Origin of the sequence: Sphingobacterium puteale (assembly GCF_003627955.1) — a bacterium.
Taxonomy (GTDB): domain Bacteria; phylum Bacteroidota; class Bacteroidia; order Sphingobacteriales; family Sphingobacteriaceae; genus Sphingobacterium; species Sphingobacterium puteale.
This window is the reverse complement of record NZ_RBWS01000007.1, coordinates 343,949-355,345: the sequence shown is the minus strand read 5'-3', so window position 1 is coordinate 355,345 and position 11,397 is coordinate 343,949. Positions and strand designations below refer to the sequence as shown.

The following is an 11,397-nucleotide window of genomic DNA, read 5'->3' as shown; positions in this document are numbered from 1 at the left end:
GTTGTTAATTTTTGTTAATTAAGAAAATTTAACCAGCTTGTTTTTTTTCAAATCAGTTGACAAATTTAATAAAATCATTTATAACTGCTCACTTGTTTTTCCAAACCTTCTTTCTCTTTGTTGATATTCTACAATTGATTTAAATAAATCTTCTTTCGTAAACTCTGGCCACATCTTCTCTATAAAGCATAGTTCGGAATAGGCAATTTGCCAAAGAAGAAAATTGCTAATGCGAAGTTCTCCACTGGTTCGGATCAATAAATCCGGATCCGGAAGATTTCGGGTATAGAGATTAGCAGAAAAGATATCGTCGTTGATATCTTCAATGGCTATTTCACCTGCATTTACTTTTTTAACCAAATTTCGGGTGGCTTCCACAATTTCCTGACGTGAACTATAGCTCAGAGCGAGCGTTAAAGTACAATGTGTATTGTCTTTGGTGGCGTCAATTGTTTCCTGTAGTTTTTTTTGTGCGTTTGTTGGGAGCTTGCTGATATCTCCAATGGCATTTAATCTAACACCATTTTCCTGAAATGTCTTGATTTCTTTTTTTAAAGAGGAGACCAAAAGTTCCATCAGTGCGATCACTTCTAATTTTGGCCGATTCCAGTTTTCCGCGGAGAATGCGTAGAGTGTTAAAAATTTAATGTTGGCCTGAACACATCCTTCTAAGGCCTCTCTCACTGCTTTCACACCATTTTGGTGTCCGAATACGCGGAGTTTGCCTTTTTGTTTTGCCCAACGGCCATTACCATCCATGATAATGGCAATATGCTGGGGTAATTTAATTTTATCAATTTGATCTAAAAAGCTCATTGTTGCTATTTTCAATAAATTAACACTTTTAGCTTAATCATAGCTTATTTGCGTGTTAAAAACCAGATCCTGGTTGTCTGTGTATTATCTTTAAACGAATTTTGACCTCGCAGAATGAATTCGTTTGATCATTATTGTTGAATCCTCATTATCGATGTTTTATGTACCTTATCTGTGCTTATTTGTTCCAAATATCGATTTTTAATTGGAAATTCAGAAGTACAATATGATAAAGATTAATAGTTTCTGACATCGATACCCCAGAGCAGCTTTTCTCTTAATGTGCTAAAAAAGCTTTCGTGTGGAAGACGAATTAGATTAATCGTAAATGGGGCTTGTTTGATCGTCAGTTTGACCGACGTGTCAATAGACTCGTTTTTTGAGTCACAGCTGAGTATGTATTGATTGCTTCGGCTCTCGATTTCAAGTTCTAGCGTGAATTGATTTGAAATAACGATCGGTCTGACATTAAGGTTATGTGGTGAAATCGGTGTAATGACAAAATTTCCACTTTCAGGCATAATGATCGGACCTCCACAGCTCAGTGAATAGGCTGTGGAACCAGTAGGGGTGGCGATAATCAAGCCATCCGCCCAATAGGAATTGAGCAGTTCACCGTTAATTCGTGCGTTGACCGTGATCATGGCAGAGCTATCATAACGAAATACCGTAATATCATTAAGCGCATAATGATTGCCCTGAAACAAATTGATCTGTTCAGACTCTACGGAAAGAAGAACACGTTTTTGGATATCGTAACGATTGTTTAATATATCATCTATTGCATGTTCGAAATCATTTTTATTAATGGAGGCCAAAAAGCCCAAACGTCCAAAATTAATTCCCGCAATGGGAATTCCAGCGTCTCTAATGAGTGATACGGCGGACAGCATCGTTCCATCGCCGCCTAAACTGAGCATAAGATCTGCACTGTTTTTAATTTCCTCGTATGTATGATAAGTAGGGAATTTAAAATCACATTCAAACTGCGTTGTCAAGAACTTATAAAAGGGGGCATAAACCCAAATATCAACGTTTTTAATAACGAGGTATTTAAATAAGTGCTTCACATGTGCTATAACGGAGGGTTGAAACTCTCGTCCATATATCGCAATTCTCATATTTTTTGAATTTATGGGGCAAAGATGAGAAAAAAACTAATCTTAAATAATTAAATGTTGATGTAATTCATAAGCTGCTGATACCGTTCGGCTGTGTCATCGAATGCGGCAACGGTATTGTGTGTCTCCATAATTATATAATTATGTCTTAAGAATGAATTAAGCAATGCATTGATATTAGATTTATCTACTTTTAACGTCACTTCAATCGAGTCGCTTTCGAGATTTATTTTTGTAGCGCAATTGAGGATTCTACAGTTGTCACTCTCTACCAGGTGTGCAATTTGAGATAATGAAAAGTCATGTAATCCAATTGATAGTACAATAATAGCTCCGGATTCATTTTGAGATTGGATCAATGAAATTGCTTTTAAAATATCTAATTGTGTAGAAACACCGACATATTTGTTATCCTGATCCAAAATAGGAACCAAGGAACTATTATATACAGTCATCATGACCAGGCCATCATAAGGATGTTGGTTAAATTTAAGCTGTATCGGCGCCGTATTAATTTTAATGGCGGAAATAGGAGCTTCTTCATTGTCGGCATCCAATAAAATCGACTCGTTGACGAATCCAATATATTCATCTCCATTTAAAACAACCAATTCTTTACAAAGCATGTCCTGAAGTTTTTCTAATGCCTGCTGTATTGAATCAGCCTTTTGAATGCTGAAATCCGCGTTTGAAAGAAATTGTCCTATTAACATACCCAAACTTAATAAAAAAAAATGATGTGAAAGGGAAATTTTTACAGATCAGATTCCTTCAGGAAACGGTGGCTTTTTTGAGTTTAACGGATAAAATAAAAGTAAGTAATCACATTATTGCAAATAAGTGCAATTTTAATGTTTAAAATTGTACTTTTATTAGCATTCTGTTAGTATTTTTGTCAGCAATTTGATATATGCTTAAATAGGGCAAGTAGGTATTTTTAGTCAGAAAAATAAGATTGATGATTACGAGTGAGAATAAAAAATTTATTGATATACGCAAAGTTATTCACAAAAAAAATGCTGGACTAGCAAAATGGATTCCATCTTTCCTGCTGAACTATCTGAAGAAAACGATCCATGAGGATGAAATCAATGATATCATGACTCGCTTTGCCGATTTGCAAGGACTGGACTTTGTCGATGCGTTAATCAATGATCTGGGGGTAAAAGTGAACTTATATGGCGCAGAAAATATTCCGGTGTCTGATTCGGTAATTTTTGCATCTAACCATCCCCTGGGTGGATTGGATGGTATTGCGTTTATGCATGCGATCGGAAAGCATCGCCGGGACGTGAAATTTTTGGTCAATGATATCTTGTTAAATATAGGTAATTTGAGGCCTTTATTTGTGGGGGTGAATAAATTAGGGAGTCAGGGTAAACAAGCCATTTCAGCAATTGAGGAAGCTTACGGTGCGGATGATGCCTTACTTGTGTTTCCCGCCGGGCTAGTTTCTAGAAAGCAGAAAGATGGGCGTATTGAAGACCTGGAATGGAAAAAAAGTTTTATTAGTAAAGCAAAAAAATATAAAAAAGATGTCATTCCGGTACTGATTGACGGCAAAAACTCTAAGTTTTTTTATAATTTTGCAAGACTTAGACAAAAAATAGGTCTTAAGGTAAACATTGAAATGTTATATTTACCTGATGAAATGTTTGCCCAGCGCGGGCATACCGTTAACATTATAGTAGGAAAGAGAATCCCTTATACAGCGTTTGATCAATCAAAAAACGAAAAGACTTGGGCTGAAGAAGTGAAAAGAAGGGTTTATGGATTAGCTCAAGAAAAATAGAATTTATGCAAGAAATTATACCTCCAGTTGATAGAGAATTATTGAAAGCCGAATTGAATAAGGAGGTTTTCTTACGCTATACCAACAATGGAAATAACGAAATATACTTAATCAACTATCATAACTCACCAAATGTGATGCGTGAGATCGGTCGGTTACGAGAGTTGACGTTCCGTGGCGCAGGAGGAGGTACAGGGCTTTCCATTGATATTGATGAAAACGATACATGCGAAGACTGTTATGATCAATTGATCGCTTGGAATCCTGAAGATGAAGAAGTTGTTGCGGGATATCGCGTAATTAAATGTGCCGAAGCAGGAAAGTCAAATGGTATTCCCAATTTATCTACAGCTCATTATTTTCAGTTTTCTGATCAGTTTACAAAAGATTATTTACCGTATACAATTGAACTGGGCCGATCGTTCGTGCAACCTAGGTATCAGCCGGCAATTGATAATAGAAAAGGGATTTTTTCGCTAGACAATTTATGGGACGGTTTGGGCGCTTTGGTTATGCTGAACCCTGAAATTAAATACCTTTTTGGAAAAGTAACGATGTATCCGCATTATAATAAGGATGCGAGAGATATGCTGCTTTACTTTATGGATTATTATTTTCCAGATCACGATAAATTGGTTGTTCCGCTTCCTGACCTTGAAATTAAAAATGACTATGATCGTTTTGTGGGTGTTTTTGACGGATTAGATTATAAGGAAGGGTATAAAATATTAAATAGTCATGTCAGGGCATTAGGTGAAAATATTCCACCCTTAATCAATACTTACATGAACTTATCTCCGACGATGAAGTCTTTTGGGACTGCCCGAAATGATGAGTTCGGTACAGTAGAAGAGAAGGGGATATTGATTGTTATTGAAGATGTGTATCCAGTAAAAAAGGAACGACACATGAATACTTTTGAGCGGGACCGTGAATATGGTCGCCGAAAACCCAAACGAGTATAAAATAACAAAGGGATTCAATATTGAATCCCTTTGTTATTTTATACTCTATTTATTTTATTAAAATATAAACAACAAACGCTAACACCGCTCCGGTGATAGGTCCTATAATAGGAATCCATGCATACGACCAATCCGAGTCTCTTTTTTCTTTAATTGGCCAGATTGCGTGAAATAGACGGGGGCCCAAATCCCTCGCAGGATTAATTGCGTAGCCTGTTGTTCCGCCTAATGATAATCCAATAGCCCAAACTAAAAAAGCAACGGGTATGGCACCTAAAGATCCCATTCCAATAGGTTCAGTCTTTCCATTGATGCTCACATCTTGTCCGGTGATAAAAAAGATGACAAAAATTAAGACGAAAGTCCCGATGATTTCGCTCGCTAGATTCGTCGTGGTATTTCGGATGTTTGGGATCGTAGCGAAAACACCTAGTTTTGTGGTAGGGTCGGCTGTGGCATCAAAATGATCTTTGTGTATAATGTAAGTTAGCAATGCTCCACAAAAACCGCCCGCAATTTGGGCAAGAATATAGCCAGGCACTTCTGTCCAGGGAAGCGCTTTATGAAGTGCCATGGCGATTGTTACTGCCGGGTTTAAGTGAGCACCTGTGTAAGGGCCTGCGAATACGACTCCGATATATACGGCTAAAGCCCATCCGGTAGTGATGACGATCCAGCCGCTGTTTTCTCCTTTTGTTCCTTTTAAGATCACATTCGCAACAACACCATTACCAAGAAGTAGAAGGAGTGTGGTACCGATAAATTCTGCTAAATAATGGTTCATAAGTATTGGTTAGTTTTCTGTCCAGAATTGCAATGCTTTCACACCTTTGGTCCATTGCTTAATAATCTGCTGGGTTTGTTCTTCTTGTTCTTTTTCGGGTTCAAAAAGACGGTCTTGCGCCCAGAATTTTGAAAGTTCTTGTTCATCCTTCCAAAAGCCGACCGCCAATCCTGCCAGATAAGCTGCTCCCAGAGCTGTTGTTTCGGTGATTTTAGGTCTAATGACATTGCTGTTCAGTACGTTGGCCTGAATCTGCATCAGAAGATTATTTGCCGTTGCTCCGCCATCCACACGAAGTTCCTTGATCGGTATTCCACTGTCAGCTTCCATGGCCTTTAAAACATCACTGGTTTGGAGTGAGATAGCTTCCAGCGAAGCTCTGGCAATATGCCCGTTTGTCGTTGCCCGTGTTAGTCCGAATATCGTGCCTTGCGCCCTGGCGTTCCAGTAGGGGGCGCCCAGCCCCGCGAAAGTGGGAATAAAGGTTACACCACCGTTATCTTTTTCGGAGAGTGCCAACTGTTCAATATCTGCGGATTTGTAAATAATATTAAGATTATCCCGTAGCCATTGAACCAGTGCGCCGCCTATAAATATACTTCCTTCTAAGGCGTATTCGGTTTTTCCGTTAATCTTCCAGGCTACGGTTGTCAGTAGGTTGTTTTTGGACATAATTGGTTTATTGCCAATATTCATTAACATGAAGCATCCCGTGCCATAGGTGTTTTTTACCATGCCTTTTTCAATGCATTGTTGACCAAAAAGTGCTGCTTGCTGATCTCCGGCAATTCCGGCGATTTTGACTTTATGTGCAAAGATTGTTGTTCTGGACTCACCATATATTTCGCTACTTTCCTTCACCTGAGGCAGCATGGAGGCGGGGATATCAAATAATTCAAGAAGTTCGGCATCCCAGTTCATGGTATGGATATTGAATAGAAGTGTACGTGAAGCATTGGTCACATCGGTAATGTGAACATCTCCACGTGTAAGATTCCATACCAGCCAAGTATCAATTGTGCCGCAGATCAGCTCACCATTCTGGGCTTTTTCTCTTGCGCCATCGACATGGTCAAGAATCCATTTTATTTTCGTTGCCGAAAAATAGGGATCTAGGATAAGTCCCGTTTTTTTCTGGATCATTTCATGTTTGCCCGATTGACGGAGTTCATCACAATAATCCGCAGTACGTTTATCTTGCCATACAATGGCATTGTAGACCGGTTTGCCGCTTTCCTTTTCCCATACAACAATAGTTTCCCGTTGATTGGTTATTCCGATGGCGGCGATGTTTTTGCCATTCAGTCCGGCCTTTGTTGTTGCTTCGGCAGTGACACCGGCTTGCGTCGACCAGATTTCATGTGGGTCATGTTCTACCCATCCCGGTTTTGGGAATATTTGTGTAAATTCTTTTTGAGCAATTGAAACGATATTTCTTTCTTTATCAAAAATGATGGCTCTGGAGCTCGTTGTTCCCTGATCCATGGCCAATATGTATTGTTGTTCCATAATTGATTACTGCTGGTTATTTTTGTATTAGCTTAAGATATAATTTTTTGCAACTTTCTCGAAATTTTCTATTTGATTTTTTTGCCAGTTCTCGTCTTTACCTAATTCTTGAGCGATTATTTTAGCGACTTCAGGAGCTGCGGCAATCGCTGCCTTGGCATCGAGAAATAGAATGCGCACACGACGTGAAAGTACGTCTTCTACTGTTTGTGCCAATTCATTGCGGACAGCCCACACCACTTCAGCTTTTTTAAATTCTAGATGATCCACTATTTTTTCACCCCAGACGGGATTTTCTTGGGCGAGCGCATGTATCGCTTCCTGGTCAGCACCATAAATATACATGTGGTTGCTTCTGTCGGTTGTAGGGATGGCGCTATAAATCTTTTGTGTCGCAGAGTTGCTTTCCTTCTTGGGTAAACAGCCAATTTTAATTGCTTTATCGACTGTATCTTGTCCCATTCTCCGAAAGGTCGTCCATTTTCCTCCAGTTAGCGTCAGTAATTTTGAATCGCTGACAATAACTTTGTGGCTTCGGGAAATTTCTTTGGTTTTGTTGGAATTCGCGGTTGGAGCTGCGAGGGGCCGAAGACCGGCAAATACAGCAAGTGCATCTTGACGGGTGGGTTGTTTGGTGAGATAGCGTCCGGCAGTTGTTAAGATGAAGTCGATTTCTTGTTCCAGCGCTACAGGTTCAAGACTATGTTCGTCAATAGGTGTATCTGTGGTTCCTGCAATAACCCGATTGTGCCATGGAACAAGAAAGAGCACCCGGCCATCGTCAGTTTTAGGGATCATGATCGCATCGTCACCGGGGAGGAAGGATTTATCAAAAACAAGATGTACACCTTGACTTGGTCTCACCATTTGTTTTGCTTCGGGTTTATCCATTTTTAGAACATCATCGACAAAAATTCCCGTAGCATTGATGACAGCTTTGCCTTGGATCGTGAAAACTTCTCCTGTGTCAGTATCTTGTGCAATAACACCATTTACTTGGCCAGCATTATTTTTGGTAAGATTGGTTACGCGTATATAGTTCAGTGCTACACCACCCATTTGAATGCAGGTTTGTGCAACATTGACCGCGAGTCTTGAGTCGTCAAATTGACCATCCTGATAGACAACGCCGCCATAGAGCCCCTTTGCCCGCACTGTGCTGATTCTTCGTTGTGTTTCCTCCTTGTTAATATGTATGGATTTTCCTAGGCTTAGTTTACCCGCTAGGAAATCGTATATTTTCATGCCAATGGTGTAGAAAGGGCCGTCAAACCAACTGTAGTTTGGGATTATAAAAGATTGATTTTTAACCAGATGAGGTGCGTTTTGCTGTAGTAAGCCCCTTTCATGAAGTGCTTCTCTGACCAGGGAGATATCTCCTTGGGCGAGGTAACGTACACCGCCATGAACAAGCTTTGTTGCTTTGCTGGATGTGCCTTTGGCAAAATCGACTTGTTCCAATAATATCGTTTTGAATCCTCTACTAAGTGCGTCCAGTGCAACACCTAAGCCACTAGCTCCACCTCCTATCACGATAACATCCCACTCACTTGTGTCTTTTATTCTTTCTATTAATCTTGACCTTTTGAATTCTTTTAGTTTCATTTTGTTTCGTTTTTGGTCTGAGTTTATATCTCTTAGTATGAATCGCTTTAGTCGATTAGTGCTAAGTTATAGTATATTTGCGAGATTCTAAAGGAATTTGTTAAAATTATTTTAGAATATTTTATGTTTTATTTTCTTTTGTTTTGTTTTGATATATATGTTTTTATTGTTTTAAATAGTTCGTTACTGCCGTTTTTTTTGTGGAAATTTTTAAAATAATTAAGGTAACATTGTCACGATGGCCCTATGGATGTCCCTTGTCTTTTTTTAAAAAAAAGAGCGATATAATGTTTAACCATTATAATAGGCTTATGTTTTGGTTTGGAAAAATGATTTTGTAATTTTAAATCATCAATAATTTGTTGAATAATGAGAAGAATTAAATTGTTGTTTTTAGGAATGGGGGTCGTTATGGGTATTCAATTGCCACATTCAATTGCCTTTGCGCAGGAAGCCCCGAAGATTCAGTCAGAATTTTCCAGGCCATATCATCCTGAGGCTGATGCACAGAAAGATATTGATAGCTTATTGAAATTGGCCAAAAAGGAAAAGAAGAATGTCATTATACAGGCCGGTGGGAATTGGTGTGTATGGTGTCTGCGATTTAATGATTATATCCATAAAACGGCCAGCATAGACAAATTATTAAAAAGTCGTTTTCTCTATTATCACCTAAATTATTCGAAAGAAAACAAGAATGAGGCGGTTTTCCAGAAGTATGCACCTGAGGGTGGAAAGTTAGGGTATCCATTTTTTATCGTATTGGATATAAACGGAAAGACACTTCATATACAGGAAAGTGGTAGTATGGAAAAAGACAAAAGCTATGACGAAGAAAAAGTATTGAAATTTTTTAATACTTGGGTAGCGAAATAAAAACGAACTACTGCTACATTTCTTAAAAGAAAATCCGTTAAAAAATATCGAAAAATCCACCACAAGCAAGCTCCTGGATAATGGGGCTGCTTTGTTATGTGGCAAAGGTGTATAAGAATGGTACTGTATTAGATTTGCTGCATAGCGGTGTATTAGATCAGATGCATTAAGAGAAGAACTTAATTATTGATACTGGTTTGATCATGGTACTATACCGAGTTAAAACGTACTTTATACGGTTTTATCCGGACGAGGACCGAATAAGGTCCCCATTAAGTCCGGATAAAGTCCTTATTAAGTATCGACTTGTTATGAGATTACATGCTGTCGGTTTCGTAGATTGATAGGGGAGGTTATTAGATTGCAAAAGATCGGAAAAAGTAGGGAGCTACTTAAAAGAAAAAGTCTCAACCCTAAGATCGAGACCTTTCCCACTATCGTTGATTTGCATATCTCCTTACTAAAAAGATACGTTAAAATTTATAGCATCATTTTTTTCAAACGGAATATCTTATTGATAGCCTAATAGCTTCATGACCTGTTTGGAATTTTGTTCCTCCCCAAAGACTTCGTAATTGAAAGTTTCATCTCTATTTCTTCGTACCAATACATGTTTAGGTGAAGGAAGCAGACAATGATGAATTCCACCGTATCCACTCAATACATCTTGATAGGCTCCGGTGTGGAAGAATCCTAGGTATTGTACTTTACGTGTTTTAGGCATAAATACAGAGTTCATGTGTGCTTCCTGATTATAATAATCCTGGCCATCACAGGTGATCCCACCTAAGTTCACGCGTTCATATTCCGAATCCCAATTGTTGATTGGTAATAAAATGTATTTTTGGTTTAAAGCCCAAACGTCCGGTAAGTTGGTAATGAAAGACCCGTCAATCATAAACCAACGTTCGCGATCATTTTGTTGCTTACGGCCCAAAACTTTATAAAGAATTCCTGACGCTTCAGCGACTGTATATTTGCCAAATTCAGTAATGATATCCGGTTCCATGACTTCATGGTGCGCGCAGATCTGTTTGATCCTGTTGACAATTTCATTGACCATATATTCATAATCGAAATCATGCACCAATGAATCCTTAAAAGGCATGCCGCCACCAATATCCAAAGTGTCTAAATCAGGATTTACTTTTTTGAATTTACAATAGAGAGTGACGTATTTCTCCAACTCATTCCAGTAATACGGTGTGTCTGATATCCCCGAATTAATAAAAAAATGAAGTAGCTTCACCTTAAAATTTGGATTGTCAACAATCTTATTATTGTAAAAATCGATGACATCTTCTTGGCGAATGCCCAATCTGGAGGTGTAAAATTGAGAATCTGGCTGCTCCTCTGAAGCGACCCGGATTCCCAAAGCACATGGTTCGTCTAATTCAATCTCATCATCATAGAGATTGAATTCTTCCTTATTGTCCAAGACAGGAATAATGTTTGTATAACCATCATGGATCATATCAACAATATACTGTTTGTACTGATAGGTTTTAAATCCATTACAGATGACTGTAATGTCTTTTGTTACGGTACCTTGTCTTTCCAATGAATCGATCATCGGCATGTCAAACGCAGATGAAGTTTCAAGGTGGATATCATTTTTCAAAGCTTCTTCTACAATATGCTTGAAATGGGAAGATTTAGTACAATAACAGTATTTGTAAGATCCGCGATAGTTGTGTTTCAGAATGGCGGTCTGAAAAAGGATTTTCGCTTGTTGAATTTTTTTGCTGACGATAGGCAAATAGGTAAAACGTAACGGCGTACCGTACGTTTCTATCATTTCCATTAAATTCAAATCGTGGAAATACAATTCGTCGTCGATGATTTCGAATCCGTCCTGCGGAAAACCAACACTTAAGTCAAGAAATTCCTGATAGCTCTGCATTTTTTATTATTTTTGCAAAGATATAC

Annotated in this window: 10 protein-coding genes; 3 read left to right on the top strand and 7 right to left on the bottom strand. The window is 38.5% G+C overall.

Annotated features, from left to right (window positions below):
* Positions 1-78: 78 nt before the first annotated feature.
* From D7322_RS10650 to D7322_RS10640, 3 genes are all read right to left on the bottom strand, one after another.
* Positions 79-816 carry an isoprenyl transferase gene (locus D7322_RS10650; RefSeq protein ID WP_121124000.1) on the bottom strand — a complete coding sequence of 246 codons (738 nt, stop codon included), beginning with the start codon at positions 814-816 and terminating at the stop codon, positions 79-81.
* Positions 817-1,052: 236 nt separating this feature from the next.
* Complete coding sequence (locus D7322_RS10645) at positions 1,053-1,937, bottom strand: NAD kinase (protein ID WP_121123998.1); 885 nt, start codon at positions 1,935-1,937, stop codon at positions 1,053-1,055.
* Positions 1,938-1,987: 50 nt separating this feature from the next.
* Positions 1,988-2,650 carry a CBS domain-containing protein gene (locus tag D7322_RS10640; RefSeq protein ID WP_121123996.1) on the bottom strand — a complete coding sequence of 221 codons (663 nt, stop codon included), beginning with the start codon at positions 2,648-2,650 and terminating at the stop codon, positions 1,988-1,990.
* A gap of 245 nt (positions 2,651-2,895) precedes the next feature.
* Between D7322_RS10640 and D7322_RS10635 the strand changes: the two genes are divergently transcribed.
* Positions 2,896-3,729 carry a 1-acyl-sn-glycerol-3-phosphate acyltransferase gene (locus D7322_RS10635; RefSeq protein ID WP_121123995.1) on the top strand — a complete coding sequence of 278 codons (834 nt, stop codon included), beginning with the start codon at positions 2,896-2,898 and terminating at the stop codon, positions 3,727-3,729.
* 5 nt (positions 3,730-3,734) lie between these two features.
* On the top strand, positions 3,735-4,694 hold the full coding sequence (locus D7322_RS10630; protein ID WP_121123993.1) for a GNAT family N-acetyltransferase: 960 nt from the start codon (positions 3,735-3,737) through the stop codon (positions 4,692-4,694).
* Between the two features lie 49 nt (positions 4,695-4,743).
* On the opposite strand, the gene D7322_RS10625 is transcribed toward D7322_RS10630, so the two are convergent.
* Genes D7322_RS10625 through D7322_RS10615 form a run of 3 tightly spaced genes read right to left on the bottom strand, consistent with a single transcriptional unit; the run spans position 4,744 to position 8,592 of the window.
* On the bottom strand, positions 4,744-5,478 hold the full coding sequence (locus tag D7322_RS10625; RefSeq protein ID WP_121123991.1) for an MIP/aquaporin family protein: 735 nt from the start codon (positions 5,476-5,478) through the stop codon (positions 4,744-4,746).
* A gap of 9 nt (positions 5,479-5,487) precedes the next feature.
* Entirely contained in the window at positions 5,488-6,987 is a 1,500-nt protein-coding gene (gene glpK / locus D7322_RS10620; RefSeq protein ID WP_121123989.1) for a glycerol kinase GlpK, read from the bottom strand.
* 27 nt (positions 6,988-7,014) lie between these two features.
* Complete coding sequence (locus D7322_RS10615; protein WP_121123987.1) at positions 7,015-8,592, bottom strand: glycerol-3-phosphate dehydrogenase/oxidase; 1,578 nt, start codon at positions 8,590-8,592, stop codon at positions 7,015-7,017.
* 369 nt (positions 8,593-8,961) lie between these two features.
* On the opposite strand from D7322_RS10615, the gene D7322_RS10610 reads away from it, so the two are divergent.
* The gene (locus D7322_RS10610; RefSeq protein WP_121123985.1) at positions 8,962-9,468 is read left to right on the top strand and encodes a thioredoxin family protein; all 507 of its coding nucleotides are present in this window, start codon (positions 8,962-8,964) and stop codon (positions 9,466-9,468) included.
* Between the two features lie 511 nt (positions 9,469-9,979).
* Here the strand turns inward: D7322_RS10610 and D7322_RS10605 are convergent.
* The gene (locus D7322_RS10605) at positions 9,980-11,371 is read right to left on the bottom strand and encodes a type III PLP-dependent enzyme domain-containing protein (protein WP_121123983.1); all 1,392 of its coding nucleotides are present in this window, start codon (positions 11,369-11,371) and stop codon (positions 9,980-9,982) included.
* Positions 11,372-11,397: the final 26 nt, after the last annotated feature.